General features: G+C 59.3%; 28 protein-coding genes. 15 read left to right on the forward strand and 13 right to left on the reverse strand.

What is annotated here, in order from left to right:
* Positions 1-1,293 (reverse strand): DUF4297 family anti-phage-associated protein, encoded by a 1,293-nt coding sequence (locus J4G38_RS13120; RefSeq protein WP_210517617.1) that lies wholly within the window; start codon positions 1,291-1,293, stop codon positions 1-3.
* Positions 1,294-1,471: 178 nt separating this feature from the next.
* Between J4G38_RS13120 and J4G38_RS13125 the strand changes: the two genes are divergently transcribed.
* From J4G38_RS13125 to J4G38_RS13135, 3 genes are all read left to right on the forward strand, one after another.
* Entirely contained in the window at positions 1,472-2,035 is a 564-nt protein-coding gene (locus J4G38_RS13125) for a Crp/Fnr family transcriptional regulator (RefSeq protein WP_210517614.1), read from the forward strand.
* Positions 2,036-2,113: 78 nt separating this feature from the next.
* Positions 2,114-2,587, forward strand: coding sequence for a DoxX family protein (locus J4G38_RS13130; RefSeq protein ID WP_210517611.1), 474 nt, complete (start codon positions 2,114-2,116; stop codon positions 2,585-2,587).
* 7 nt (positions 2,588-2,594) lie between these two features.
* The gene (locus J4G38_RS13135; protein WP_210517608.1) at positions 2,595-3,185 is read left to right on the forward strand and encodes a YdeI/OmpD-associated family protein; all 591 of its coding nucleotides are present in this window, start codon (positions 2,595-2,597) and stop codon (positions 3,183-3,185) included.
* Between the two features lie 59 nt (positions 3,186-3,244).
* Here J4G38_RS13135 and J4G38_RS13140 read toward each other — a convergent pair whose 3' ends face one another.
* Complete coding sequence (locus J4G38_RS13140; protein WP_210517606.1) at positions 3,245-3,463, reverse strand: hypothetical protein; 219 nt, start codon at positions 3,461-3,463, stop codon at positions 3,245-3,247.
* Between the two features lie 12 nt (positions 3,464-3,475).
* Positions 3,476-3,826 carry a hypothetical protein gene (locus J4G38_RS13145; protein WP_210517604.1) on the reverse strand — a complete coding sequence of 117 codons (351 nt, stop codon included), beginning with the start codon at positions 3,824-3,826 and terminating at the stop codon, positions 3,476-3,478.
* 303 nt (positions 3,827-4,129) lie between these two features.
* Here J4G38_RS13145 and J4G38_RS13150 point away from each other — a divergent pair, with 303 nt between their 5' ends.
* From J4G38_RS13150 to J4G38_RS13180, 7 genes are all read left to right on the forward strand, one after another.
* Positions 4,130-4,960, forward strand: a complete 831-nt coding sequence (locus J4G38_RS13150; RefSeq protein WP_210517602.1) for an alpha/beta hydrolase — start codon at positions 4,130-4,132, stop codon at positions 4,958-4,960.
* A 68-nt stretch (positions 4,961-5,028) separates the two neighbouring features.
* On the forward strand, positions 5,029-6,825 hold the full coding sequence (argS, locus tag J4G38_RS13155) for an arginine--tRNA ligase (RefSeq protein WP_210517599.1): 1,797 nt from the start codon (positions 5,029-5,031) through the stop codon (positions 6,823-6,825).
* Positions 6,826-6,930: 105 nt separating this feature from the next.
* Entirely contained in the window at positions 6,931-7,512 is a 582-nt protein-coding gene (locus J4G38_RS13160; protein WP_210517596.1) for an LOG family protein, read from the forward strand.
* 137 nt (positions 7,513-7,649) lie between these two features.
* Positions 7,650-8,258, forward strand: coding sequence for a glutathione peroxidase (locus tag J4G38_RS13165; protein ID WP_210517593.1), 609 nt, complete (start codon positions 7,650-7,652; stop codon positions 8,256-8,258).
* 150 nt (positions 8,259-8,408) lie between these two features.
* Complete coding sequence (locus J4G38_RS13170; RefSeq protein WP_210517590.1) at positions 8,409-9,305, forward strand: 1,4-dihydroxy-2-naphthoate polyprenyltransferase; 897 nt, start codon at positions 8,409-8,411, stop codon at positions 9,303-9,305.
* 50 nt (positions 9,306-9,355) lie between these two features.
* The gene (locus J4G38_RS13175; RefSeq protein ID WP_210517588.1) at positions 9,356-10,237 is read left to right on the forward strand and encodes a hypothetical protein; all 882 of its coding nucleotides are present in this window, start codon (positions 9,356-9,358) and stop codon (positions 10,235-10,237) included.
* A 51-nt stretch (positions 10,238-10,288) separates the two neighbouring features.
* Positions 10,289-11,107 (forward strand): SDR family oxidoreductase, encoded by an 819-nt coding sequence (locus tag J4G38_RS13180; protein ID WP_210517586.1) that lies wholly within the window; start codon positions 10,289-10,291, stop codon positions 11,105-11,107.
* Between the two features lie 86 nt (positions 11,108-11,193).
* On the opposite strand, the gene J4G38_RS13185 is transcribed toward J4G38_RS13180, so the two are convergent.
* Positions 11,194-12,885: a DEAD/DEAH box helicase gene (locus J4G38_RS13185; RefSeq protein WP_210517715.1), complete on the reverse strand. Its 1,692-nt coding sequence runs from the start codon at positions 12,883-12,885 to the stop codon at positions 11,194-11,196.
* A gap of 309 nt (positions 12,886-13,194) precedes the next feature.
* On the opposite strand from J4G38_RS13185, the gene J4G38_RS13190 reads away from it, so the two are divergent.
* The 5 genes from J4G38_RS13190 to J4G38_RS13210 all read left to right on the forward strand — a co-directional run bounded on the left by J4G38_RS13190 (position 13,195) and on the right by J4G38_RS13210 (position 17,302).
* Complete coding sequence (locus J4G38_RS13190) at positions 13,195-13,935, forward strand: class I SAM-dependent methyltransferase (RefSeq protein WP_210517583.1); 741 nt, start codon at positions 13,195-13,197, stop codon at positions 13,933-13,935.
* Positions 13,936-13,988: 53 nt separating this feature from the next.
* A complete protein-coding gene (locus J4G38_RS13195) occupies positions 13,989-14,321 on the forward strand; it encodes a hypothetical protein (protein WP_210517580.1) in 333 nt (110 codons plus the stop codon).
* 2 nt (positions 14,322-14,323) lie between these two features.
* Positions 14,324-15,010, forward strand: coding sequence for an ATP-binding cassette domain-containing protein (locus J4G38_RS13200; RefSeq protein ID WP_210517578.1), 687 nt, complete (start codon positions 14,324-14,326; stop codon positions 15,008-15,010).
* A gap of 45 nt (positions 15,011-15,055) precedes the next feature.
* The gene (locus J4G38_RS13205; RefSeq protein ID WP_210517575.1) at positions 15,056-16,270 is read left to right on the forward strand and encodes a CaiB/BaiF CoA transferase family protein; all 1,215 of its coding nucleotides are present in this window, start codon (positions 15,056-15,058) and stop codon (positions 16,268-16,270) included.
* A gap of 90 nt (positions 16,271-16,360) precedes the next feature.
* Positions 16,361-17,302, forward strand: a complete 942-nt coding sequence (locus tag J4G38_RS13210; RefSeq protein ID WP_226163386.1) for a hypothetical protein — start codon at positions 16,361-16,363, stop codon at positions 17,300-17,302.
* A gap of 84 nt (positions 17,303-17,386) precedes the next feature.
* Here J4G38_RS13210 and trpS read toward each other — a convergent pair whose 3' ends face one another.
* The 9 genes from trpS to J4G38_RS13255 all read right to left on the reverse strand — a co-directional run bounded on the left by trpS (position 17,387) and on the right by J4G38_RS13255 (position 25,230).
* Entirely contained in the window at positions 17,387-18,361 is a 975-nt protein-coding gene (trpS, locus tag J4G38_RS13215) for a tryptophan--tRNA ligase (protein WP_210517573.1), read from the reverse strand.
* Positions 18,362-18,369: 8 nt separating this feature from the next.
* On the reverse strand, positions 18,370-18,981 hold the full coding sequence (locus J4G38_RS13220; RefSeq protein ID WP_210517570.1) for a hypothetical protein: 612 nt from the start codon (positions 18,979-18,981) through the stop codon (positions 18,370-18,372).
* Between the two features lie 86 nt (positions 18,982-19,067).
* A complete protein-coding gene (locus tag J4G38_RS13225) occupies positions 19,068-19,703 on the reverse strand; it encodes a hypothetical protein (protein ID WP_210517567.1) in 636 nt (211 codons plus the stop codon).
* Between the two features lie 36 nt (positions 19,704-19,739).
* Complete coding sequence (locus tag J4G38_RS13230; RefSeq protein ID WP_210517564.1) at positions 19,740-20,486, reverse strand: queuosine precursor transporter; 747 nt, start codon at positions 20,484-20,486, stop codon at positions 19,740-19,742.
* A gap of 11 nt (positions 20,487-20,497) precedes the next feature.
* On the reverse strand, positions 20,498-21,409 hold the full coding sequence (locus tag J4G38_RS13235; RefSeq protein WP_210517561.1) for a ribonuclease Z: 912 nt from the start codon (positions 21,407-21,409) through the stop codon (positions 20,498-20,500).
* 153 nt (positions 21,410-21,562) lie between these two features.
* The gene (locus J4G38_RS13240) at positions 21,563-21,937 is read right to left on the reverse strand and encodes an STAS domain-containing protein (RefSeq protein WP_046246220.1); all 375 of its coding nucleotides are present in this window, start codon (positions 21,935-21,937) and stop codon (positions 21,563-21,565) included.
* A gap of 70 nt (positions 21,938-22,007) precedes the next feature.
* Positions 22,008-22,886 (reverse strand): DUF4198 domain-containing protein, encoded by an 879-nt coding sequence (locus J4G38_RS13245; protein ID WP_210517558.1) that lies wholly within the window; start codon positions 22,884-22,886, stop codon positions 22,008-22,010.
* Between the two features lie 4 nt (positions 22,887-22,890).
* Positions 22,891-23,280 (reverse strand): hypothetical protein, encoded by a 390-nt coding sequence (locus tag J4G38_RS13250; protein ID WP_226163388.1) that lies wholly within the window; start codon positions 23,278-23,280, stop codon positions 22,891-22,893.
* Between the two features lie 111 nt (positions 23,281-23,391).
* Entirely contained in the window at positions 23,392-25,230 is a 1,839-nt protein-coding gene (locus J4G38_RS13255) for a glycosyltransferase (protein WP_210517553.1), read from the reverse strand.
* Positions 25,231-25,317 lie beyond the last annotated feature (87 nt).

Below are 25,317 nucleotides of genomic sequence, written 5' to 3' on the forward strand. Positions count from 1 at the left end.
TTAATTTAAGATTTTAAAAATGTCTTCGATTGTTTCACAATATTGAATGTTGAAAAATTGTTTCGGGTCTTGTCCATTGAAACTTACGTTGTTTTTGGAGAAACTGAGAAACGCATCTGACTTTTTGGCTATTATAGTATTTGAATCAAATGTTTTTTTATTTATTACTCTTACTCGGTAAGTTGAGTTAATTATCTTTCCTGATGCAGAAACTTGAATAAGTGGGGCTTTTGAAAAGAGGTTTGGGGAGAACTTCAATGATTCATACCCATCATTGAAATTGATTTCGTTGTCTATCAAATTTATTTTTACCTCTTTTATAAAATTATCATCACATTCTAGTATTACTGTGACCGGTTTTGCGTTACGTAATGCGCGTCCTTGATTATAGTATTTATCAATAAGGTTTTCAATAAATTTGCTGATTTTAAGGTTAGTAGTAGAGTTATTTAATATTGATTCGCCAATTAGAAAATATTTCTCCTTGCTTGGAAGGAGCGCATTCATTGACTTTAAATATTTTTGAATTGTTATTAAATACTTATCCTTGGTAAGTGTCTTAATGTACCATTCGTTGTAAAGAATTGTCTTAATATTGGCTAAATTACTTATCTCTAACTTCGTAATTGTCCTGTCCTTTTCGGATTTTTTTATAGACTTGTCTATAATGATTTTCAATGAGTTATTGTAGTATATTGTTTCTGCTTCGAAGGCGTTACAGCTGAAGTATTTTTGAATTTTTCCAATTACATATTTTTGTTGTTCGACAAATTCATAGCCGAATTCAAACTTGAATTTTGAAAGAAATTTGTCTAAGTCAGCATCTGTGATATTATTATCGGTATGAAACTCTTTCTGGCTTTTTGCAACCTTATAAGTTAGTATCGATTTTAGCGCATTTCTATCAATGGTTTTTATAGTTCCAGCTTGCTCATTTGTAAAGTGTGCATAAAGTACATAATTCAGCGGATTTGAGGTCTTGTTTTCCATAAAATGCGAAAGCATCAGTGAAATCGGTTCTCGAACAGCAGAAGGTATGTAGTTAGGCTTTGACAGATACTTGCATTGTACTGTTGTTAAATCTGTTGCCGTTCTGATGTCAATGTCTTCAATTCCTTCTACTACTATAGAATCTGCATTATTAGGAAGCTTGAGTAATTTTAATATAGAAGTATCAAATTGATAATAATAACCTTTGATGGTAGCGTCAGCAGCTCTTGATGCCATAGTAGAACCTTGAGTTAAGTGAATGGAATAACGCCTTTTTAGTTTGCAGGCTGTTTTGCTGCACAAGGTAAAGGAATATTATGGTATGAAATGATATTGTTCTAACAAAAAGCCCCGCCAGACACTAGCGGGGCTCTTTGTTGCTCAAGCGGCGGTGCTTACTCCTTCACCAGGCGTTTCACTGCCGGGCCAGTAGGCGGCGTTTTGGGAGCAGCATAGCGACGATTCTGCCACATTTGCCCCTATGCACCCTGTTCTGACTTACACCGACCGAATCGTGCGGCTCGAACCGCCGGCCCGCGACGAGCTGCTGCGCGCCTTTGTGCCGCAGGAATTCCCGAAAGGCGCTTGCCTGCTGCGGGCCGGGCAAACGAGCCAGCACTACCACTTCATCGAGCACGGCCTGGTGAAGTCGTCGTTCTACAAAGAGGACAAGGAGTTTATCATGAATTTCTTCAAGGAGCCCATCCTGTTCACTGAAATCAACAGCTACCTGACCAGCGCCCCCTCCAAATACCAGCTGCTGGCCCTGGAGCCGACCACGGGATACCGCATTGCGCGGCCGGACATCGAGCGCCTCTGCCGCCAGCACCACGCCATCGAAACCTTGTTCAAGCAGCTGCTGGCGTTTGCTTCCGTGGGCATGATGAAGCGCATCAGCGAAATGCTGGAGGAAAACGCCACCGTGCGCTACCGCCTGTTTGTGCAGGAGAAAGCCCCCTTGCTGCAGCGCATCAGCCTGGGCGATTTGGCGGCCTACCTGGGCATCACGCAAGTGTCGCTGAGCCGCATCCGAGCCGGGCAGTAGCTTTTTTATCATTTGATAAATAGCCGGGAAATACCGGCGGGTAGCTTTGGTGCAAACTTCATCTAACCGCTATTCCCCATGGAAACACCACGCTCCCGCCCGGTCTTGTTCTGGCTGGTAACCGGCCTGCTGGCCTTTGGCATGCTGGCCGGCGCCACGGCCCAGCTGCTGCGCGCCCAAATTAACGTCGACGGCATGCGGCACCTGGGCTACCCGCTCTACGTGCTGACGCTGGTAGGCGTGTGGAAGGTGGCCGGGGTGCTGGTGCTCCTGCTGCCGGGCTGGCGGCTGGCCAAGGAATGGGCCTACGCGGGCTTTTTCTTCCTGCTCACGGGTGCCGTCGTGTCGCACCTGGCCAGCGGCGAAGGGCCCCTCGCGGCGCTGGCGCCGTTTGTTTTCGCCTGCCTCACGGTAGCCTCCTGGCAGCTGCGCCCCGCCAGCCGCCGGCTGGTCCTCGCGCCAACTCTCGCGGCCCCAACCCATACCTTAGGCACCGTCCGGTCTGCTGCCGACTTCGCGCCAGTACAAACCCAGCCACAACCCCTCAACTAAGATGAGCATGAATCCCAAGGTTGATTTCTATTTCCATAAAGCCCACCGGTGGCTGGAAGAGCTGGAGCAGGTAAGAACGGTGGTGCTGGCCTGCGGCCTGACGGAAGAACTGAAGTGGGGCGTGCCCTGCTACACCTTTCAGAACCGCAACATCCTGTTGCTGCACGTCTTCAAGGACTACTGCGCCGTGCTGTTCTTTAAAGGGGCGTTGCTGCGGGATGCGCAGGGCCTGTTGGTGCAGCAAACGGCGAACGTGCAGGCCGCGCGCCAGCTGCGGTTCACCACCGTTCGGGAAGTAGTGGAGCGGGAGCCCGTCCTGAAAACCTACATCCAGGAAGCGCTGGAATTGGAAAAAAGCGGGGCAAAAGTGGCGTTCAAAAAGCCCGATGAATTCACCTCACCGGAAGAGTGGCAACGTAAACTAACCGAAAATCCGGCCCTGAAAACCGCGTTTACGGCCCTGACGCCGGGCCGCCAACGGGCCTACCTGCTGCATTTTTCGGCCCCCAAGCAATCCAACACCCGAGCGGCCCGAATTGAAAAATGCACCCACGACATTCTTAACGGCAGGGGAATAAATGACGCTCTGAGAGGGTGAGCAACGAAAAGCCCCGCCAGACACTGGCGGGGCTTTTCGTTGCTTCAAGTTTCGGGGGGCTATTCGTCCGGCGGGCGCGGCGGAGCCTGGCCGCTTTGGATGCGGGCTACCACGCTGGCTACGGATTGGTCGTACTCGGCGGCGCTGGCAAATACTTCGGGAGCGAAGGCGGCCTGGTGGGGGCGGGCTGCTTTCCGGGTAGCGCTGGTGGCGGCGGGGGTAGGGCCGGAGTAGCTGCGTTGGGCCGTATCGGAAGGCTTTTTGCGAAGCTGCGTCATGGCGATAAAGAGTTAAGAGGCGAATAATTCGCGGTATTGCTGCTTGTTGCTGCGGTAGCAGGTAACTACCACGCAACGTGGGGGGCGGTGGTCAAGTTCAGGAACAAGATACGCATACGTTTCATACACTTTGCCCGCCCGGCCAGTCAGGCAAACGTGGAGATGCGGCCGTTTGTCATCCAGCAGCGGCACAATAAACCGCGTCCGTCGCAGCAGCTGCGAAATGATGCTGGGGTCGAGGCCGTGGTGGACGCCGCCACTTTGGTCACCCACGTAGTTTTTCAGGATGTGCGTAGCCGCGTCGGTCGTCCAATAAATCTCATACCGCTGGCCTTCATGGGTAACATACGTATTGAGATGCATTGCGCCGGACGGTAGAAAAGATGGGCCACGAATGTAGTGGGATTGAACAAGTCCACGCCTGTAAGTATCCCCACCAGCCACTGACGGGGCTTTTGGTTGCTGCAAGTTTCGGGGGGCTATTCGTCCGGCGGGCGGGGCCGCCTGGGAAGCTTTTTGATTGAAAAGAAGGCGCGTACTTTCTTGCGGAACGGCATCGTGAACCGCAGAAAACGCATGCAGCTAGCGGAGCAACGTTCGTTGGCGGAACCAGTCTATCAACGACCTGAGAACAATACTTGGGCTTCTAATTTTTCCGCTTTTTACATGGTACGCATCCTGCTCTTTTGTCTGGCGCTGTTGGTAGCCGGCCCCGCTTTTGCCATCCGCCCAGTGGCCGAATGGTGGGCCAAACCCGATACCCTGGGCTTGAAATACCAACAGTTGGAAATTACCACGGCCGATAATGTGAAGCTGGTAGCCTGGCTAATTGAACCCTCTGCCAAAGCCCCTGACCAGCACACCACAATGGTGGTAGCCGGGGGCGACGCCTACAATATGTCCAGCAGCATCTACACAGCCTGGGCGCTGGCCGATGCGGGCTACCGTTCGCTGCTGTTCGATTACCGGGGGTTTGGCCACAGCCAGGCCTTCGCCATCGACCCGCAACGGCTGTATTACGAGGAATTTGCCATTGACCTTAGCGCTGCGCTGGCCAAGGCGCGGCATTTGGCACCCCGCGACCGGGTGGGTATTCTGGGCTTATCAATGGGGGCCATTGTCGGGTCGGAAGTTGCGGCCCGTGCCCGCCCCGATTTTCTTATTACCGAAGGCTACCCCGGCAACCTGCCCGGCATCGTTGCTTACCAAAAGGCGGCTAAAAACAAAACCATTACCCTCCCCGCCGAGGCTGCTGCTTATCCAGCAGTGGCGGCCCATGTGCGCTGCCCGTGGCTGTTCATCGCCGGCACCCAGGACAAGAACACGCCCTTAACCGACTCGTCGGCAGTAGTGCAGGCTGCTCGCCGGAAGCAACGTCGTCAGTTACTGGCCGTGGACTGTGGACACTTGGGGGCACAGGAGAAACTAACCGAAAAGTTTTTTGCGGAAGGTTATGTGCGCGCCATCGGTCGCTTTCTAGCTGGCGGCAAAGCGTAGTTACCCGCCATCAGGTCCCCACTGGTTGAAAAGGGGGTGAGGTTCCGGTCAGCCCGTACCTTTGCCCCGTGCAACAGTTAGAAAACTCCCTCAAAACCGCCCTGCAAACCGCCGCGCAGGCCGTATTCGGCGTAGAAATCCCCGCCGCCAGCCTCACGCTCCAGCCCACGCGCAAGGAGTTTGCCGGCAGCTTCACCCTCGTCACCTTCCCGCTCACCAAAGTGTTTGGCAAAGGCCCCGAGCAAATCGGCCAGGCCCTGGGCGAGTGGCTGAAAGCCCACGAGCCCCGCGTGAGCGGCTACAACGTGGTGAAAGGCTTCCTGAACCTCGAAATCGCCGATTCGGAGTGGCTGACCGTGTTCGGGCAGCTGCGCGCCCGGCCCGCCACCGCGCCAGTAGCCACCGACGGCGGCCCGCGCAACGTGGTGGTGGAATACTCCTCGCCCAACACCAACAAGCCCCTGCACCTGGGCCACCTGCGCAACAACTTCCTGGGCTACTCGGTGGCCGAGATTCTGAAAGCCACCGGCGCCACCGTCACCAAAGCCAACCTGGTGAACGACCGCGGCATCCACATCTGCAAGTCGATGATTGCCTACCAGCACTTCGGCCAGGGCGAAACCCCCGCCAGCGCCGGGATGAAGGGCGACCACCTCGCCGGCAAATACTACGTGCTGTTTGAGAAGCACTACCGCGAAGAAATCAAGCAGCTCGAAGCCGAAGGCGTGGCCTCCGACATCGCCAAAAAGCAAGCCCCCCTCATGACCGAGGCCCAGCAGATGCTGCAAGCCTGGGAAGCCGGCGACCCGGCCGTGAAAGCCCTCTGGAGCCAGATGAACGGCTGGGTGTACGAAGGCTTCGATGAAACCTATAAGAACATCGGCGTCGATTTCGACCAGTATTACTACGAGTCCGAAACCTACCTGCTGGGCAAGGAGCGGGTAGAAGAAGGCCTCGCGAAAGGCGTGTTCTTCAGGAAGGAAAACGGCTCGGTGTGGGTCGATTTGCAGGCCGAGGGCCTCGACGAAAAGCTCCTGCTCCGCGCCGACGGCACCAGCGTCTACATCACCCAGGACCTGGGCACGGCCGAACTCAAATACCAGGATTTCGGCTACGACAGCAGCATCTACGTCATCGCCGACGAGCAGAACTACCACATGCAGGTGCTGCAAGCCACGCTCAGCAAGCTGGGCAAGCCCTACGCCGACGCCATCCACCACCTCAGCTACGGCATGGTGGACCTGCCCTCCGGCAAGATGAAATCGCGCGAAGGCACCGTGGTCGATGCCGACGAGCTGGTGCGCGACGTAGTGGCCGCCGCCAAAGCCGCCACCCTCGAAAAAGGCAAAACCGAAGGCCTCAGCGATGCCGAGCTGGAGGAGCTGTACCACATGCTGGGCCTGGGCGCGCTGAAATATTATCTGCTAAAAGTGGACCCCAAGAAGCGCATGCTCTTCAACCCCGAAGAGTCGGTGAGCTTGGAAGGGCACACGGGGCCCTTTATCCAGTATTCCTACGCTCGTACTGCGGCCATTCGTCGGAAGGCTGCTGGATTGCAAATGGACATCAATGTGGATTGGACGACCATAACCGAGCTCGCCGTTACCGAGCGTGAGTTGATTCAGGAGCTAGCGCGCTACGATTCGGTGGTAGCTGATGCTGCTCGGACTCTCTCGCCAGCTTTGGTTGCGCAGTACGCTTACGATTTGGCTAAGGCCTACAACCGGTTCTTCGCGGAAGTTTCGATTTTCCAAGCCGCCGATGCGGCCAAGAGCAGCTTCCGGCTGGCCCTTTCGGCCCGTGTAGGCGAGCAGATTAAGCAGTCGTTAGGCCTGCTGGGCATGCAGGTGCCCGAGCGCATGTAGGAACGCGCCACGGCGCGTTCGATGGGCGCGCCGTGGACATTGTTCCTCACATGGTTATCCAACCAAACGATTGAACACGCCGTGGCGCGTTCCTACAAGTTCAATATGAAAAGCATTGCCGTTTACTGTGGTTCCAGCGCCGGAACCAACCCGAATTACATTGCCCAGGCGCAAGCTCTGGGCGCGGCCATGGTGGCCCAGGGCCTCACGCTGGTGTACGGCGGCGGCCGCGTGGGCCTGATGGGCACCATCGCCGATGCCGTGCTGGCCCAGGGCGGCCAGGTAATCGGCGTGATTCCCGACTTTCTGGATGCCCGGGAGCTGGCCCATAAAGGCTGCACGGAACTACACGTCGTGAAATCCATGCACGAGCGCAAGCTGATGATGGCCGACCGCGCCGATGGCTTCATTGCCATGCCCGGCGGCTACGGCACGCTCGAAGAGCTGTTCGAAGTGCTGACCTGGGGCCAGCTCGGCCTGCACCAGAAGCCCGTGGCCCTGCTAAACGTAGATGGCTACTACGACCACCTGCTCCTGGCCCTCGACCGCATGCGCGACGACTACCTGCTCCGCGCCGAAAACCGCGCCCAGCTCCTGCAATCGGCCGACCCGCTCGACGTACTGGCGCAGATGGCGGCTTATAAACCGGTGCAGCTGGAAAAGTGGCTCACCCCGCCCACCACCTGATTTTCAGTTGTCAGTTGTCAGTTGTTAGCTCACAGAACTGCCTGACAACAAATAAGTGACAACTAAACAGACAGTCCAAAACCCTGCTGGCCTTTGCATGGTTACGCATTCAACTGCGCAACTCTTACCTTCGAACCATGAAAAATTCCCTTCTCCTCACGCTGGCTACCGCCGCCACGGCTGTAGTCTTCATCGCCGCCAAACCCGCAACGTCCACCGCCATGAACACGCCCACTGAACCGAAGGAAGGCGCAAGCCAAACCGCCGCCGCGCCCGTTTCCGTCTACGATTTCACCGTGAAATCCATCGACGGCAAGGAAGTGAAACTGAGCCAGTACAAAGGCAAAAAGCTGCTGATTGTGAACACCGCCTCCAAGTGCGGCTTCACCCCGCAGTACAAGGAGCTGGAGGAGTTGTCGAAAAAATACGGCAACAAGGTGACCGTGCTGGGTTTTCCGTCCAACAGCTTCAACCAGGAGCTGGCTTCGAACGCCGAAGTAGCCACGTTCTGCGAGAAGAACTTCGGCGTGACGTTCCCGCTGTTCGAAACCGTTGCGGTGAAGGGCGACGACGCCACACCACTCTACAAATACTTGTCGGATAAAACCAAAAACGGCGCGGTATCCGATGCCCCGAGCTGGAATTTCTGCAAGTACCTGGTCGATGAAAAAGGCCACGTCGTGAAGTTCTACAACTCGAAAGTGACGCCCCTGAGCCCCGAGCTGGTGGCCGATATCACGAAGTAGTTTTTGCCGTTTCTGATTTATCCAGAACGTCATGCTGAGCGCAGCCGAAGCATCTCTACCGCGCAACTAATTCGATTTAGTATTGCACGCGAGAAGCTTCGACTGCGCTCAGCATGACGTTCTTTTTGCTGTTTGATTTCTCCGTTGCCCATGTCACCCTGGATATCTGCATTCCGCCCCCGCACCCTGCCGCTAGCCCTGGCCAGCATCCTCACGGGCGCTTTTTTAGCTGCGGCCACCGGCCATTTCAACGGCTTGGTAGTGGGTCTGGCGGCCCTCACCACCATCCTGCTCCAAATCCTTAGCAACCTCGCCAACGACTACGGCGACTCCCAGAACGGGGCCGACAGCGTGCACCGCCAGGGCCCGCAGCGCGCCGTGCAGAGCGGCGCCATCACTCCCGCCCAAATGAAGCGCGGCATGTGGATTTGCGGCCTGCTGGCGTTGGCCAGCGGCCTCGCGCTGCTGTGGGTGGCGCTGGGCTCGGCGGGGCTGGGGCTGTTTCTGGCGTTCGTGGCGTTGGGTTTGGCAGCCATTTGGGCAGCGGTAAACTACACGGCCGGCGCCAATCCCTACGGCTACGCGGGCTTTGGCGACATCTCAGTGTTCCTGTTCTTTGGGCTGGTGGGCGTGTGTGGCACCTATTTTTTGCAAACCCGGACGCTGCCGCTGCAAGTGCTGCTGCCCGCTGCCGCGCTCGGCTGCTTCGCAACGGCGGTGCTGAACGTGAACAATATCCGCGACATCAACTCCGATGTGCTGGCCGGCAAAATCACCATTCCCGTGCGGTTGGGGCCAATCTATGCGCGCCGTTACCACTGGTTGCTGCTGCTATTCGGGTTGGGCTGCGCTACGGTATTCGTGGCGCTTAATTACCACTCGCCGTGGCAGTGGCTGTTTGCGCTGGCCACGCCGCTGTTTGCCTTCAATGCCATCCAGGTGTGGCAGCGGAAGGAGTCGATGCAGCTCGACCCGCTGCTGAAGCAGATGGCGCTGAGCACGCTGGTGTTTACGGTGCTGTTTGGGGTGGGGCAGGTGGTGGGGTAGGCGCGTATCGTGGGTGCGCGAAGTTCTGAAACTTGTTTTTTGATTGCCGTATGAACCCCGACCAATCTGCCCAGCCAGCCGTGCATTTCCGGCGTTACAACGACACGCCACTAACGGCATTCGGTGGCCTCACGCCCTCGCAGATGCACCAGTTACTTTACGACCCTTGGGGGCCGGAATCGCCACTGCGCTTGCGTCCCGAAATGCCGACCGATGTGCTGGACCAGATACCCTTTCTGCGGCTGACGGAGGAATTGCTGCGCATTGTAAACCGCGACGTTTCCATCAAACTTACCGCCTTAGGGGCTTTGCCGGGAAAGTATCTGCACGAGCTGTATGGGTTCGGCTTTATTACGGAATCCTCCATTGAAGCCGGCCACACCAAGCTGCACCGCGAAATCGATGCTCCTGGCCTGTCTACTGTTCACCACAATGCGGTGCTGGCAGGCCTGCTCCGGAAAGTCCACGGCAAGCTGATGCTGACGAAGAACGGCGAGCGCCTGCGGCCGCCCGCCCGCCGGACCGAGCTAATGCAACGCGTATTCGCCACGTTTGGCGAAAAGTTCAATTGGGCGTACCACGACGGCTATGATGCGCCTACGGTGGGGCAAACCGGCTGGGCCTACACCCTCTTGCTGCTGCTGAAGTTTGGGGCCGAAGCCCGTCCGCTTCAATTCTATGCCGACAAATACCAGCAGGCTTTTCCATTCCTGTTGGCCGATTTGCCGGGCACGGCCTGGCATACCCCCGCCGAGCAGCTGCTGTCGTGCTATGGCCTGCGCGTATTTGAGCATTTTGGGCTTTGGTTTGGGCTGGCCGTTATCGAAAAATACCGGTTTGGAAGGGAGCAGGCCGATTGCCTGGTGTTACCCACGCCGCTGCTGGGGCAGTTATTTGAGTTAGTCGAGTCAGTCGAGGTGGGTAAAGTATAAGGGCTGGTCGTTCGTCTGCCGCACTATCTGCTCATCAAAACCGATTTCACCATGCCCAAAACTGTTTTCATCACCGGTACTTCTACCGGCATCGGCGCGGCCGCCGTGCGCCTCTTTGCTCAACATGGCTGGCAGGTGGCCGCCACCATGCGCAACCCCGCCGATGCCAAATTCGACGACCTGCCCAATGTGCGCGTCTACGCCCTCGACGTGACCGATGCCGCTGCTGCACCCCGCGCCATCCAGCAGGCCCACGCCGATTTTGGCGGCCTCGACGTCATCATCAATAATGCCGGTTATGGCTTGGTTGGTCCGTTCGAGGCGGCTACCGACGAGCAAATCCAGCAGCAGTTTGCCACCAACGTGTTCGGCGTGTTTGCCGTGACGCGGGCGGCGCTGCCGATTTTGCGCGAGCAAAAATCCGGTGTCATCATCAATATCACCTCCGTGGGCGGCCGCACGGCTTTCCCGATGAACTCGCTCTACCACGCCACCAAATTCGGCCTCGATGGCTTCTCCGAGTCGTTGTGGTATGAGTTGGTCCCGTTTGGCATCCACGTAAAAGTGGTGGCACCCGGCGGCGTGGCCACTGATTTCGCCACCCGCTCCCTCCAAATGACCATTGACCCGGCCAACGATGCCGACCCCTACGCCGGCCAGGTGCGCAGTGTGCTGGCCGCCTTCAACGAGCGCGGCGGCGCGGCCTCCACGTCCGAGCAGATTGCCGAAGTTATCTACACCGCCGCCACCGATGGCACCTCGCAACTCCGCTACATTGCGGGCGATGATGCCAAAAGCATTCTCGGTGCGAAAGCCCAGATGAGCGAAGCGGACTTTGCCGCCATGATTCAGAAGAATTTCGGGGTGTAAATTCTGATTTCCCCATTTATTTTTATTGACACAAAAAAGGCGGCTTAACCAAGCCGCCTTTTTTGTGTCAATAAATTGCTGATTCATTATTCACTGGCAGCAGGAGTGGCTGGTGCTTCACCAGTAGCCGGAGCCGTGGAGCCTTCCGGCCGAGGACCCCGGCCGCCGCGATTGCGACCACCCCGGTTGCCGCGGCGCTCACCTTCGGGCCGGGGTGGGTGGGCCTCACCGTCGGCGCGAGGTTCGCGGGGCGGGCGCTGTTCGCCATCGGCGCGGGGCTCACGGGGCGGGCGGGCTTCACCTTCCGGGCGCGGGGCGCGGGGCGTGCGGGGTGGGCGGTTTTCGCCTTCCGGGCGGGGGCGGCGCTCGGGGCGGGCATCGCCGTCTTCACGCGGCGGGCGCTGGTAGGGCACGGCCGGCGCATGGCCGGCATCAAGGGCGGCGAGGGCATTTTTGGCATTGGCCAGGCGCTCCAGGTGCTTGGGGTCTTTGGGGTCGGGGGCGTCGCGGCGGGGCGGGCGGCCACCGTCGCGGCCGCCATCGCCACCTTCGCGGCGCGGGCCGCCATCGCGGCCTCCGCCGCCACCAAAACCACCGCTGCGGCCACCGCCACCGCTGCTGCCGTGGCCGGCACGGGCCGGGCGGCCACCAATTTTGCCACCCAGGCCGGCGAAGCGCTTGGGGTCGAATTCCGGGGCGGGGCCCAGGCCCAGCTCCTCGGTGATGGCGCGCTTTTCGAGGTCGCGCTCGATGAGCTTTTCAATCTTCAGCACCCGGTCCTGGTCCTGGTCGGAGATGAAGGTGATGGCCGTGCCTTTGGTGGCGGCTCTAGCAGTACGACCTATTCGGTGCACGTAATCTTCGGCCGCTCTTGGAATATCATAATTCACAACGTGGCTCAGGGAGTCGATGTCGATGCCGCGGCTGAGCACGTCGGTGGCGACCAGGATGGGGAACTGCTTGTTTTTGAAGGCGCGCATGATTTCCTCACGCTCTTCCTGGGTGCGGTCAGAACTGATGCCACGGGCTTCGATACCGAGCTTATTCACGGCTTTCACGATGCCGCCCACGGCCGCTTTCTGGCTGGTGAAGAGCACCATGCTCTGCACGTCCTGAGTTTTGATGATGTGCTCAAGGACGTAGATTTTCTGGCGGTCGTAGGCCATGTAGAGCTGCTGGTCGATGCCGGCGGCGGGCTTCGAAACAGCCAGGCGAATTTCTTCGGGGTTGTTGAGAATCTGCTGCGAGAAGTCGCGGATTTTGCTGGGCATGGTGGCCGAGAACAGCAGTGTCTGGCGCTCCTTGGGCAGCTGGCGCACGATGTTGAAGATGTCATCGCTGAAGCCCATGTCCATCATCTTGTCGGCCTCATCCAGCACCAGGTACTTGATTTGGTCGAACTTCACGTAGCCCATTTGCAGGTGCGCGATGAGGCGGCCGGGCGTGGCGATGATGATGTCGGCCCCGCTGGTGAGGGCGCGTTTCTGCTGCTCCCAGTTCTCCGATTTGCCGCCGCCGTAGATGGCGATGCTGCTGGCTTCCACGTAGTAGCCGAAGCCCATCACCTGCTCGTCAATCTGGGTGGCGAGCTCGCGGGTGGGCACCAGAATGAGGGTGGTGGTGTGGCCGTGCTTGGCGTGCGAAATCTTGTCGAGCAGCGGCAGCAGGTAGGCGGCGGTTTTGCCGGTGCCGGTCTGGGCACAGGCAATGAGGTCTTTGCCGTCGAGGATTTTGGGGATGGCCTGCTCCTGAATGGGAGTGGCCTGCTGGTAGTTCATGGCGTCCACGCCGGCCAGAAGGTCGTCGTGGAGGTTAAATTCGTGAAATGTCAAGGTTCAGCTAGTAAAAGTTGGTAAAGGGCTGACCTTGATGCCTTGGCCAGCAAACCGCTTGATTTGAGGTAAAGATACGGCGAACCGCGGGTGTTGCGAAGTGGGGTGGAATGGTCGGGAAGGAACGTCCTGCCGGGCGCCGCCGAGGCATCTCGCCCGCTTCGTTGCAACGGCATCGATTACTACTGCACGCGGGATGCCTCGGCAGCGCCCGGCAGGACGTTCTTTACCATCCTTTAGTCCCAATCCCGTCCCATGCCCGCCCTCGACCGTTTTTCCGCCCAAGCCGCCGACTACGCCCGTTACCGCATCGACTACCCCGGCGCGCTCTACGACTGGCTGCTGCCCCAGGTGCCCGGCCGCGAGCGGGCCTGGGACTGCGCCACCGGCAACGGCCAGGTGGCGGCCGTGCTAGCCGATTATTTCATCCGGGTGGATGCCACCGACCTGAGTGCCAGCCAGCTCGTGCAAGCCACTGCGCGCCCCAACATTCACTACCAAACGGCTCGTGCTGAACATACCCTGTTTCCTGACCAGCGCTACGACCTCATCACCGTGGCGCAGGCAGTGCATTGGTTCGAGCCCGAAGCTTATCACCGGGAAGTGCGCCGCGTGGCCCTGCCGGGGGCAGTATTGGCCGAATGGGGCTACGGCCTGGTGCAGATAAACCCAGACATTGACCCGGTTGTCCAGCACTTTTACCGCGATACTATGGGCCCTTATTGGGACGCCAACCGCTGGCACATCGACGATGAATTTGCCCGCATTCCGTTTCCATTCGCAAACGTGCAACGGGCTCATTTCGCGGTGCGGCGGCAGTGGTCGGCCGAGTGGTTTTTGCAGTACCTGCGCACCTGGTCGAGCGTGGTGAAGTACCAGCAGGCGCGGGGCAAGGATGCCGTGGCCCTGATTGCAGCGGCAGTAACTACGCTTTGGGGCGAAGGCGAGCGAGAGGTAACATTCCCGGTTTTCGCACGGGCGGGGCGGGTAGAATAATCGGGCCCGAAGCACGTTTGGAGCGGCACATTCCCATTGTTCCCATTGTTTTAATGACGGCATTACTTACTCAGTTGCGCGCGCTGTTGCTGTTTTACCGCAGCGTGGCGCCTTTCATGTTGGGCATCACGGGGTTGCTCGCCGGGTTCGTGTTGGTGCCGCTGCTACACGACGGCCAGGCCAGTGGGAGGTTGCCCGCGCTGGCTTTGGCCAAGCTGCTGACCGGCCCGGTGGTGTGGTACCTGGCCGAGCAAATGCGCCCGAATCAGTATTGGTTTTTCTACAATCTGGGCGTGTCGCGCGGGCGCTTATGGGCAGGGGTGGCCGTGCTGGATGGGGCAATTTTCGTGGGCGTAACGGTGGCCATCCAGGCTTTTTTCGCATGAGTATGCGCCCGGATTCTTACCCCGATGGCATCCAGGTCCTCGAAGCCGACGGCATTCAGCTGGCTTTTGATGGCCGGAAAATCCTGACCGATGTATACCTGCGGGTGCAAACCGGGCAAATTGCCGGCTTGCTGGGGCGCAACGGCAGTGGCAAATCCACGCTGCTCCAGACCATTTTCGGGGCCCGCGTCGTGCCCGATGCCTCGGTGCGCGTGAATGGCCGCCGGGCCGTGCCCGCCTTCCAAACGGCGGGCCTGCTCAACTACCTGCCCCAGGCCCAGCTACTACCCGCGCAGCTGTCGTTGCGCCAGGCCGCCCGGCTGCTACGCGTCGATTTGGATGAAGCCACGGCCGCCTTTCCAGAGCTACGTTTGCAGCTTAATTCAAGGCCTGAAGAGCTGTCGGGCGGAACGCTGCGCCTGATGCAGGTATTGCTGCTGCTGCACGCCAACACGGTTTTTTCGTTGTTCGATGAGCCTTTCACCGGCGTCATGCCCGTGCATATTGAAACCCTGGCCGCCGGGCTGCTGCGGGCGAAGCAGCGCAAAGGCTTGCTGATTACTGACCACCGCTACGCCGAAGTGTTGCCGCTGTGCGACGTGGTTTATTTGCTGCACCAAGGCCGCCTGCTGAAGCTGGGCGCCGACCCTCGCGCCGAATTGCGCGACTACGGCTACCTGGCTACCTGAGCTTTTATTGGTCTTTGCTGATTCCAGTTGCGTAAAACCATCACGATGTCCACCCAACCACCCTTTGCGCACCTCCGCATTTTAGAACTGGCCTCGGTGCTGGCCGGCCCGCAGGTGGGCCAGTTTTTCGCGGAATTAGGAGCCGAAGTGCTGAAGCTGGAAAGCCCGGCCGGCGACGTCACGCGCACCTGGAAAACGACTGCCGAAACCCACGCTTCTGCCGCGGCGGAAGAAACGTCGGTTTCGGCCTATTTCGCCGCTTCCAACTGGGGTAAAAAGTCGCAGATTCTGGACCTGACCACGGCTGCCGACCAGGGCATCCTGCACCGCCTGGCCGCCTCCGCTGATATCATCCTCACCAGCTACAAGCCCGGCGACGCCGAGAAGCTGGGCGCCGACTATGCCACGCTGACCAGGGAGAATCCGCGCCTGATTTACGGCCACCTCACCGGCTACGGCCCCGATACGGCCCGCGCCGGCTACGATGCCGTGCTCCAGGCCGAAGCCGGCTTCATGTACCTCAACGCCGCCGGCCCGGGCCAGCCGGCCCAGAAAATGCCCGTGGCGATGGTGGACCTGCTGGCCGCGCATCAGCTGAAAGAAGGCCTGCTCACTGCGCTATTTCAGCGGGAGCGCACCGGGCGCGGGGCATTGGTACAAGTCAGCCTGCTGGACAGCGCCCTGGCCGCCCTTGCCAACCAGGCCGGTACCTATCTGGTGGCCGGGCACGACCCGCAGCCCTTGGGTTCGGGCCATCCCAGCATTGTGCCCTACGGCACCGTGTACCGCGCCGCCAATGGCCGCCAGCTGGTGCTGGCCGTGGGCTCCGATGGCCAGTTCCGGCACCTGTGCGCGGCGTTAGAGCAAGCCGATTGGGCCACGGAGGCCCGCTTCCAAACCAACGCGGCCCGTGTGGCGCACCGGGCCGAGCTGGAGGCCCTGCTCACCGAGCGCATCGCGGCCGTGGACGGCGACGCGCTGCTGGCGGAGCTGGCGCGCCGGGCGGTGCCGGCCGGGGCCGTGCGCACGGTGGGGGAGGCGCTGGCCCAGCCCTCGGCCCGGCCCATGCTGCTGCCGGCGGCCGGCCACCTGCGCGGCGGGCTGCGCACGGTGGCGTTTCGCAGCTCGCAGTGGGCCGTGGTGGCCCGGCTTGATGCCCCACCCGCCCTCGGCCAAATGCTGGAAAAAACTCCGGCTGATAACCCTGCTGCCGCGGCTGAAACTAGGGCCCCGCTTAATTTCGTGTCTCCGGTTTCGTGACTGCCCCGTCGGGTCAGTGGCTGAGGCCGCGCTTCTCGCCGTTCTTCTATTTCGCGCCGCCATTTGCTGGGGGCATTATTCTCTCATTGCATGGCTAAGTCCTCCACCAAAAAGAATGCGGTGCCCGAGCTGTTTGTGCCCGCCGAAACAGCGCCCGTCCCCGCACCCGCGCCACCAACGGAGCCTGCGCCTGCCAGGCAAAAGCCGAAAGCGCCCAAAACCGGCAAGCCGGCTCGTGTCAGCAAGATTGATAAAGCCGTGGCCGGCGCCGCGGTGCTGGTGGCGCAAGATGCCATTCACACCGGAGCCACCGCCACCAACGACCATCCCACCGCCGAGGCCGGCTCGCCCACTAAGGCTCCGGCCGACCGCCTCGACCAGATTTTCGAGGGCCTGAAGCAAAAGTCCACGGCCAAGCAGGCCATTTTTCGCAATACGAAGGCGGCGTTCGACTGCCTGCGCCTGGTGTCGCAGGAGCTGGTGGTGGAACTCACCCGCAAGCTCACGCCCTTCGATTCGAGCGTGGTGATTGAGTACCGCTCCATCAACGACATGGAGTTTCACATCCGGTTTTCGGGCGATTTGCTGGTGTTCGTCATGCACTCCAACGTCGTCACCTTCGCCGACGATTACGGCCCCATGCCCAGCGCCTACGTCAGCGAAGATTTTCGGCGGCGCTTCTTCGGCCACATCATGGCCTATAACTTCATGGCCGACAGCATCAAATACCAGCGCCTGAACGACCCTGGCTACCTCGTGGGCCGCCTGCTCGTCAACATCGACAACCATTATTTCCTCGAAGGCGTGCAGCAGCTGGAGCTGCCCGACAACGACATGTCGGACAACCTGATTACCACCGACGCCATGCGCCTGTTCGTGGAAAGCGCCATGATTGCCGCCGTCAACAACGACCTCATCGCCCCGCCGCTGCCCGAAATCCAGAAAATCAGCGTCAAGCAAAAACTGGAAAACCAGCAGGTGAGCCGCGGCAGCAAAGTCGGCTTCAGCTTCTCGCACGAGCAGCTGTATTAGTTGTCAGCTGCTCGTTGTCAGTTGTTGGTCGATTGGGGATTTCAGTCGAATGCGAGCTAACAACTAACAACGAGCAACGAGCAACTACTTGCCATAGCCCACTTTTTGCCGCACTTTGGCCAGCACGCCCGCGCCGTATTCCTGTGCCCGCTTAGCGCCGATTGCCAGTTGGGCATCCAGCTCCGGCAGGTTGTTCATGTAGAAGTTGAACTGCTCGCGCTCGGTGGCAAAGCGGCGTAAAATCAGCTCGTACAACTCCTTTTTGGCGTGGCCATAGCCGTAGCCACCGGCCACATAATTGGCGCGCATGGTTTCGATTTCGCTTGGTGAGGCCAGCAGCGAGTACAGCTTGAAGGTGACGTCCGTGTCCGGATTCTTGGGGGCCTCCAGCGGGGTGCTATCCGAAATAATGGTTTTAACGGCTTTCAGCAGCTCTTTTTCGGTCGCGAATACGTCGATGATATTGCCGTAGCTCTTGCTCATCTTCGCGCCGTCGGTGCCGGGAATGGTCATCAGCTGCTCATCGGCGCGGGCCTGGGGCAGCACCAGCGTTTCGCCGTAGCGGTTGTTGAAGGCGGTGGCAATGTCGCGGGCAATTTCGAGGTGCTGAATCTGGTCCTTGCCCACGGGCACGATTTCGGCGTCGTACAGCAGAATGTCGGCCGCCATCAGCACCGGATAGGTGAAGAGGCCGGCGTTCACGTCCGAAAGTTTGTCCGACTTGTCCTTGAACGAGTGCGCGTTGGCCAGCATCGGGAAAGGCGTGAAGCAGCTCAGATACCACGTCAGCTCCGTAACCTGCGGCACGTCGGACTGCCGGTAGAACAGGTTTTTCTCGGTGTCGAAGCCGCAGGCCAGCCACGCGGCGGCTACGGCGTAGGTGTTGGCGCGCAGCAATTCGGGGTCGCGCACGGTGGTGAGCGAGTGCAAATCGGCGATGAAATAAAGCGAGTCGTTGGCCGGGTTTTTCGATAGCTCGATGGCCGGGAGGATGGCGCCAAGCAGGTTGCCGAGGTGCGGCCGGCCGGTGCTCTGAATGCCAGTGAGAATGCGGGACATGTGGGTAATTAGTGAGTTAAACGCACGCCCTGGTCGTAGGCGTGCACAATGGCAGCGAGGTGGGCCCGGCTGACGGCATTGGTAGCAAATTGCCGCTGGAGCGCCTGGTCGGCGGGGAAGAGGGCCGCTACGAAGGCTCCGGGGGCAAGTTTCTGGTCGAACCCCGGCGTGTGGCCGGGGCTGTACGCAAAGAACGTACTCGTGCCGGCTTTGCGCAGCACCGGCAGCGTGACGTGAGCCTTAAAATTGGGCCCCATATCAACCTGGTAGTAGTAGTAAAACAGCTCGACCGGGCCGGTTTCGAGGATTTCCAGCAGCGTGGGCTCCTTGAAATCGGCATCGGTGCCGCTGAGGAAACGAAAGTCATTTACCCGCAGAAACCGGTGGTTTTCGATGGTGAAGGCCGTGACTTCGGCGGCCCGGAATTTGCGCTCTTTGCCGTTTTTCACGCCCACCATCATCGTCGGGCTGCCGTTTTCGGCTAAGGCCAGCTTCAGCGAAGCTTCGCCTTTGGAGCCGTTGGTGAGCTCGTAATTGCCGGGGGCGAAGTTGAATTGGGCGCGGGCCATGGCGGGCAACAGCAGGGCCCCGGCCGTCAGCAGGAAATGGAAAAGTCGCATGGCGGTGAAAGGATGGTGGGCGAAAAAAGTTACACGCTCACGTTTTCCATGGCTTCTTCCGGCAAGTAGGCAGAATGGCGGTCAGGCTATTGCCCGGCGTTGTAGGCTTTAATCAAGTCGAGGAGGTCCTCTTGCGTGGTTGGCTTAGAACCTACTTTTTTAATCAGGTCGGGCCGACCAGCCAGGAAGGAGGTCAGCACCTCGCGGTATTTTTTGCCAACCACCGGAATTGAAAAGGCTTCGTCTTCGCCCTGGCGGCGCAGCAAATAGGCTTTCGAGTTGACGGCCTGCCGGGGGGAGTTGTTACTGCCAAATTGGTCGCGCGAGTGGCTGGTGTGCAGCATCTCCGTGAGGTCAAACTCGGTGAGCTCCAGCTTGCCGTCCAGCAATACTTTCCCGAAGTTGTTTTTGAGCGACATCGTGGAAAAAGGCATGCCCGAATCAAGCTTGACGCTGTGCAGCATCACGTAATGGTCGCCGGCAACGGTGAACGAGCGCACTTTGCCGGCCGGAAATTCCTGGCCTTTTTTACCGGCTTTGGTGGTGGGGTCGGCTTTGAGGTCTTTCAGCAGCAGCGTGGCTTTGGCCCCGTTCTCGTAGCTCAGCAGGCCGGTGCCCTTGGTGCCATCGGCCAGCTCGTAGGTGCCCGGCACAAAATCGGTTTGGGCCAGGCCCAGCAGCGGGGAAAATGCCGCCATCAGCAGTAAAAACAAAAAACGCATGGGAAGAAAAAGGGTTGGGAAACGGGTATGGGGCAATTAAACGGATGTGTTGACGGCTGCTTCTTCCTGCAACTCGGCGGTTTCTGCGGGGCCCAGGTAGCGGTCAATCAGGAAATGGGCCAGGTACAGCACCGGCGTGAGCAAAATGGCGGCCGCGAACTTGTACCAATAGTTGGTGTTGGCCACGCTGATAACCTGGTCCATGGTCCAGTTGCCGAACACATAAAAGGCCACGTACAGCACCACAAAGGAATCAACGAGCTGCGAAATCAGCGTGGAGCCCGTGGCCCGCAGCCAGATGTAGCGGCCGCCCGTGGCCTTGCGAATGGCCGAGAAAATGGTGGCATCGAGCACCTGGCCCACCGCGAAGGCCACAATGGAGCCGGTAATTATGCCCAGCCCCTGCCGGAAAATGCTCTGGTAGGCAAAATCAATGTTGAATGGCCGGCCGAGGTTATCGGCTTTGTTCACATCAAGCCAAAAATCAGCGGGCGGGAGCTTGGTGGTGAGGTAGATAACCCCGAATGCAAACAGGATGAGGACCACCGTGAGGTAGCTGATGCGCAACACGCCGGCCTTGCCAAAATACTCGTTGATGATGTCGGTGGTCACAAACACGACCGGCCAGATGAGCACGCCCGCCGTGAGATTGCCGGGCAGGCCCATGAGCTTATCGGCCGAGAAAATCTTAACGCCGATGATTTCGGCCAGCAGTGCATTCACCAGAAAAATACCGCTGAGAACGAGGTAAAGCTGCTGTTTTTTGAGGGCAAAGCGGGACATGGCAAAATTGATTACATGCTCACCACCAAGCCTTCCGTGGCCAGCCCAACGCTGGGGAATACGGCCTGGGCTTCGTGCAGCAGCGGCTCCAGGGCCTTGTAGCGGCTTGAAAAGTGGCCGAGCAACAGTCGTTTCACGCCGGCGTCGCGGGCAATGTGGGCGGCTTGGCGGGCGGTGCTGTGGTAGGTTTGGGCAGCACGCTCCTTGAGGTCTTCCAGAAAAGTGGCTTCGTGGTAAAGCAGGTCGGCTCCGCGAATGAGGTCGGCGAGGGCGGGCGTGTAGAGCGTGTCGGAGAAGAAGGCGTAGCGGCGCGGCGGGGGCGCCGGTACCGATACATCGGCGTGGCGCAGGCCGGGCTGCTGGTCGTCGGCTTCCAGGTCTTCGCCCTGGGCGAGGCGGGCCAGCTGCTGCGGGCTCAGGCCGGCGGGCAGCTTCTCTTTCAGGAGGTTGGCGCGGCGTGGCTTCTCCGAGAACAGGTAGCCGGCGCACGGAATGCGGTGACGCATGGGCAGCACGGCCACCGTGATTTGCTCGTCTTCATAAACCACGGCGTGGACTTCCGTGTCCACGGCCGTGAAGGTCATGGCGAAGCCCAACTGCATGTTGGAAACCCGGGCCTGGGTCACGAGCACCTCGTCGAGGCCGGGCGGGCCGATGATTTCCAGCGCCTGAGTGCGGCCCTGCAAGTGCATGGTGCCCAGCAGGCCGAAGAGGCCAAAGTAATGGTCGCCGTGCAGGTGCGAGATGAAGATGGCCCGGACGTGGTGGGGACGCACGCGGTATTCCAGCATCTGCCACTGGGTGCCTTCGCCGCAGTCAATCAGGTAATTGGATGCGCCCACCGTGAGCACCTGCGCCGTGGGGTGGCGGGCCAGGACCGGCGTGGCGGAGGCCGAGCCTAAAATCTTCAGCTCAAAAGTCAAAACAGGCGGCGGATGAAATGGGGCGAGAGGAGCGCAACGCCCACGCCGAAGCCGGGCATTGAAGAGATAAAAAAAAGCTGTTAGCTGTCAGCCCGAAAACCAACAGCTAACAGCCAAGTGCCGCATCAAGGCAGCCGCCGAAGGGCCAAAAAACTACTCTTTGTCCGTCAGGTCGCGCTCGATGGCGTGCAAAAATACCCGGTCAATGCCTTCTTCGACCGTGGGCAGGATGTGCAAAACCGATTCGAGCTTGCTGATAGTGATGAGTTTCAGCACATGGTCTTGCAGGCCGGTGAGGACCAGCAGGCCGCCCGTGGAGTTGCAGAGCCGGTTGGCAATCAGGATGGAGCTGAGGCCCGACGAATCCGTGTACTTCACGTTAGTGAGGTCCAGAATCAGGTTGTTAATGCCTTCAGCGTTCAGCTTCACGAACTCCGATTTGAGGTCGGGCGCAACGGTGGTGTCGAGCTTCTTCTCCTCAATCGTGATAATGGTGTAGCTTTCTTTTTTATCAATCGTGTACTTCATACAGCGTAAGCAAGGAGGGTAAGAGAACGGCGAAGGTAAAGAAAAAACCCAAAATTTTGGGTGAAGTCGACTAATGTTTTGCGGAAGGCCGCACGGTGGCGGGTGGGCCGGCAAAGGTGAGTGAGGCCCAGGTTGATTGCCAGTCGGCGCGGTCGCGCAGCTTGACCGGTGCCGCCGTCATATCCACGGCCGCCAGCAGGTACGGGCCGGGGCCGGACAATCGTAACAGCACACGGCCGTTTTGGTTGGCGCGGGTGGTGAAATGAGTCGTGGGCAGGCCGCCCGGCTGGCGCTGCCACACCTGCACTGCCGCGCCAAAAGCGGGCTTTCCGGCGCGTAATACCAGCACGGTTAGGGCTTTGTCGGCGGCCAGGCGGTAGGGGTTTTGCTCGGGCACCAGCTCCAGCGGCAGGCCGTAGACGCGGCGGCAGGCGCTGTCTGAGGCAGCAGTGGTGGCGGCGGCCTCGCCCACCTGAATCAGCGTTTTGGCGCAGCGGCGGTAGGTTTCGCGGCCGGGCTGGGCTTCCTGGTCGTTTTCCTGGCGCAGCTTCAGGGCGTAGTCGAGGCCTTCTTCGCGCAGGTAGGCGGTGAATTGGGCGGCCGGCAGCTCAATAAAGGAGTTGGTGGAGCGCAGCAGCACAACGTGGGTGCCGGGATGCGCGAAGAAGAAAGCCGTGCGGAAAGTGTCGGTTTCGGCAAAGCCGGCGGCTGGCGTGAGGGTGGTGCTATCGGCCGGGGTGGGGCCGTAGCGCACGAGGCGCTGAATTTTGGCGGCTTTGGTGGTCCAGGGCTCGCCCTTGAAATCGGCACCGATGAAGGTGTGCACGTTCACCGTCTGGCCCGGCTGCAGGCGGAAGCGTGGGGCTTCCAGCCAAAACTCGTGGGCGAGGGCGGCGGTGGAAATGAGAATGAAGACATTTACTGCCAGAACGTTTACTCTACTGTGCATGGAATCAGGTAGCAATTGCTGACAGTAGTTTCTCTCGTATTACGCTGGGTAAGTCGGTGGCGAATACGGCGTTTACCGGTCGTAGACGTTGAATGAAAATGAGTTCTTGGCTACCATATTTTTCAGGGTAGCCTGTCTCTACGCAGTGTATATAGGTTAGCTTCTCAAAGTGGTAGCTATAAGCCACGCGGTAAAAGGTTGTGCCGTCAATTTCCTTGGTCGTTGTGCGGGATTCTTCAAGTCTGCCGGTAACGAGACTGGCGTCGGCAGCAAGTGCCCACAGTACTTTATGTTTGTCAATGCTATGATAGATTAAGAATAGCCCTAAAACGATTAATGCAGCAAAGACCAATAGCTCCACTTGTGAATAAGCTAAATCGGATAACTGAACCATTAGGCTCAGTAATGCGACTAGTAAGACACCAGCGCCTATTAGCAAGCTGCCTTCCCGCAACATTATTTCAAGTTTATCACTAACGGTTAATCTCATAAGCAACACATCATCTTACTTCCGCTCCAGCGCCAGGGCGTAGGCCCGGTCGTAGTACACGCGCAGGTTTTTCCAGTCGAACAGCTCGGCGGAACTTTCCACGGCGTTGCGCTGCATGATGCGGTCGCGGCGGCTGAGCTGCACGAATTGCCAGAGCATGTCGCAAAGCTCCTCGGCCGATTCGTCGAAGGATTTTTCCTGGCGGTGCACCACGAAAATTCCTTTCGATTCGGGGTCGGGCACGTTTTGCAGGGCGTAGTCGCCGAAGCCGGAAAGGTCGGAGGTGATGGCGGGCACGCCGCGGGCCACGCATTCGAGCGGGGTGTAGCCCCAGGGCTCGTAGTAGCTCGGGAACACGCCCATGTGGCAGCCGCGCACAAACTGGCCGTACTCCATGCCGAGCAGGGGCGAGGAGGGCGACACGAAATCGGGGTGGTACACCATCTTCACCCGGTCGTGCTTGTGGTTGAGCAGGTTGGCGCGGCGCAGGAAGTTCAGGATGTCGTCGTCGCCGTCGTTCACCAGGTTGTGGGTGATGACGGGCGGCAGGGCGTTGGTTTTCCAGCTTTGCAGGGTGCGGCGGTAGCGCAGCTTCCAGTAGTCGTCCACCATCGCGCCAAGCTCGGGCAGCTTGTGGTCCTGGCTGGCGGCGGCGGCGTAGAACAGCCGCTCGCCCACCTGGCGCTCGATGGCGCGGCAGGTTTCGTGCACTTCGTCCAGCATGGCGCGGCGCTCCAGCACCTGCGGGTTGATGCTGGTGAAGGGCCGCTTGGTGATGAAGAACATGACTACCTGGCCTTCCAACCCGCTGGCTTGCAGGCGGTAGTTGAGGCGGGCCAGGGCTTCGAGGGTGAGGTCGAAGCCTTTGTTGTGGTACTCGTAGCGGCCCGAGGTGAAGAAATACAGCGTCTTGTCCAGGTCGAAAGCGTACGACTGGAAGAAGTGGGCCATTACGAATTCGTGAATCTTGGCCTTGTACTGCTGGTGCAGGTTCTGGAACTCGTGCAGGGCCACAAACCGCTCAATGTTGAGGCCGTTGGGCAGCACCGCGTCCGGAATTCTGTCGAGCAAATAGATGCATTCGCGCACCGTCAGCTCGCTCACCGTGGTGAACACGTGGCTGCCGTGGGCGGCGGCGCGCTCCATGCGCACGGCCGGCTCGATGTTGAATTTCTTGGCCTCCGCTTCCCAGTTCACCCACATGAGGTGGTCGTAGAAGTTGGGGTCGTTCATGGCCAGGTAGCGGCCGAGCAGCGTGGCGTGGGTGGTGAAGAGCAGGTGCACGGGCACTTGCAGGCGGCGCAGCTCCGGAATGGCCACGCCGGTCATCCACTCGTGGAAGTGGCCCAGCAGGCGCTGCTCTTCCGCCAGCTGGGCGGCTACGTGCTGAAAGAAAATGGTGGTGAGGTGCCCGAAGGCGATGACCTGGTGGAGCAAATCGTCGGTGTCGGGGGCCGGGATGCTGTGGCTCTGCCACAGGTCGGTTTTGAGCTGGCCCAACCGGTTGTAGGCCTGAAACGGGTTGATGAGCACCACGCGGGGCCGGCCCGTGACCAGCCAGGTGCCATAGCACACGTCGTAGCCCAGGGCGCGCATGGTGCGCACGGCGGCCCCGAACGGGTCGTCGGCGGTGTGCACGGTCAGGTCGTCGAAGCTTTCGAACTCGCCCTGGGCCATGTTGGGGAAATAGGGGCCCAGCAGGCAGTACCGGTCGCCCCAGGCCGGCACGGTGGCCGGTACCTTGCTGCGAATCACGGTGTAGATGCCGCCCACCTGGTTGCAAACTTCCCAGGCTACTTCCACCAGCAAGGAGTCAGGAAACAGGGCGTCGGGGGCGTGGGGCGTGGGCTGCATACGGGTGGGGACGGGTAAGGAAGAGAAATGAACGTGGCGAAAGGTAAGCCGATTGGGCTTCAGATGCCACTACGCGGCGCATTTTTT

The organism is Hymenobacter terricola (genome assembly GCF_017921975.2).
GTDB lineage: Bacteria > Bacteroidota > Bacteroidia > Cytophagales > Hymenobacteraceae > Hymenobacter > Hymenobacter terricola.

Coding starts and splice junctions, on each gene's coding strand:
- J4G38_RS13225 (WP_210517567.1), bottom strand. CDS start 19,703: ATGCGTTTTTTGTTTTTACTGCTGATGGCGGCATTTTCCCCGCTGCTG.
- J4G38_RS13125 (WP_210517614.1), top strand. CDS start 1,472: ATGCACCCTGTTCTGACTTACACCGACCGAATCGTGCGGCTCGAACCG.
- J4G38_RS13130 (WP_210517611.1), top strand. CDS start 2,114: ATGGAAACACCACGCTCCCGCCCGGTCTTGTTCTGGCTGGTAACCGGC.
- J4G38_RS13240 (WP_046246220.1), bottom strand. CDS start 21,937: ATGAAGTACACGATTGATAAAAAAGAAAGCTACACCATTATCACGATT.
- J4G38_RS13255 (WP_210517553.1), bottom strand. CDS start 25,230: ATGCAGCCCACGCCCCACGCCCCCGACGCCCTGTTTCCTGACTCCTTG.
- J4G38_RS13205 (WP_210517575.1), top strand. CDS start 15,056: ATGTCCACCCAACCACCCTTTGCGCACCTCCGCATTTTAGAACTGGCC.
- J4G38_RS13140 (WP_210517606.1), bottom strand. CDS start 3,463: ATGACGCAGCTTCGCAAAAAGCCTTCCGATACGGCCCAACGCAGCTAC.
- trpS (WP_210517573.1), bottom strand. CDS start 18,361: ATGTCCCGCATTCTCACTGGCATTCAGAGCACCGGCCGGCCGCACCTC.
- J4G38_RS13145 (WP_210517604.1), bottom strand. CDS start 3,826: ATGCATCTCAATACGTATGTTACCCATGAAGGCCAGCGGTATGAGATT.
- J4G38_RS13135 (WP_210517608.1), top strand. CDS start 2,595: ATGAATCCCAAGGTTGATTTCTATTTCCATAAAGCCCACCGGTGGCTG.
- J4G38_RS13180 (WP_210517586.1), top strand. CDS start 10,289: ATGCCCAAAACTGTTTTCATCACCGGTACTTCTACCGGCATCGGCGCG.
- J4G38_RS13200 (WP_210517578.1), top strand. CDS start 14,324: ATGCGCCCGGATTCTTACCCCGATGGCATCCAGGTCCTCGAAGCCGAC.
- J4G38_RS13250 (WP_226163388.1), bottom strand. CDS start 23,280: ATGGTTCAGTTATCCGATTTAGCTTATTCACAAGTGGAGCTATTGGTC.
- J4G38_RS13230 (WP_210517564.1), bottom strand. CDS start 20,486: ATGTCCCGCTTTGCCCTCAAAAAACAGCAGCTTTACCTCGTTCTCAGC.
- J4G38_RS13175 (WP_210517588.1), top strand. CDS start 9,356: ATGAACCCCGACCAATCTGCCCAGCCAGCCGTGCATTTCCGGCGTTAC.
- J4G38_RS13190 (WP_210517583.1), top strand. CDS start 13,195: ATGCCCGCCCTCGACCGTTTTTCCGCCCAAGCCGCCGACTACGCCCGT.
- J4G38_RS13160 (WP_210517596.1), top strand. CDS start 6,931: ATGAAAAGCATTGCCGTTTACTGTGGTTCCAGCGCCGGAACCAACCCG.
- J4G38_RS13220 (WP_210517570.1), bottom strand. CDS start 18,981: ATGCGACTTTTCCATTTCCTGCTGACGGCCGGGGCCCTGCTGTTGCCC.
- J4G38_RS13165 (WP_210517593.1), top strand. CDS start 7,650: ATGAAAAATTCCCTTCTCCTCACGCTGGCTACCGCCGCCACGGCTGTA.
- J4G38_RS13195 (WP_210517580.1), top strand. CDS start 13,989: ATGACGGCATTACTTACTCAGTTGCGCGCGCTGTTGCTGTTTTACCGC.
- J4G38_RS13185 (WP_210517715.1), bottom strand. CDS start 12,885: ATGAACTACCAGCAGGCCACTCCCATTCAGGAGCAGGCCATCCCCAAA.
- J4G38_RS13150 (WP_210517602.1), top strand. CDS start 4,130: ATGGTACGCATCCTGCTCTTTTGTCTGGCGCTGTTGGTAGCCGGCCCC.
- J4G38_RS13210 (WP_226163386.1), top strand. CDS start 16,361: ATGGCTAAGTCCTCCACCAAAAAGAATGCGGTGCCCGAGCTGTTTGTG.
- J4G38_RS13170 (WP_210517590.1), top strand. CDS start 8,409: ATGTCACCCTGGATATCTGCATTCCGCCCCCGCACCCTGCCGCTAGCC.
- J4G38_RS13245 (WP_210517558.1), bottom strand. CDS start 22,886: ATGCACAGTAGAGTAAACGTTCTGGCAGTAAATGTCTTCATTCTCATT.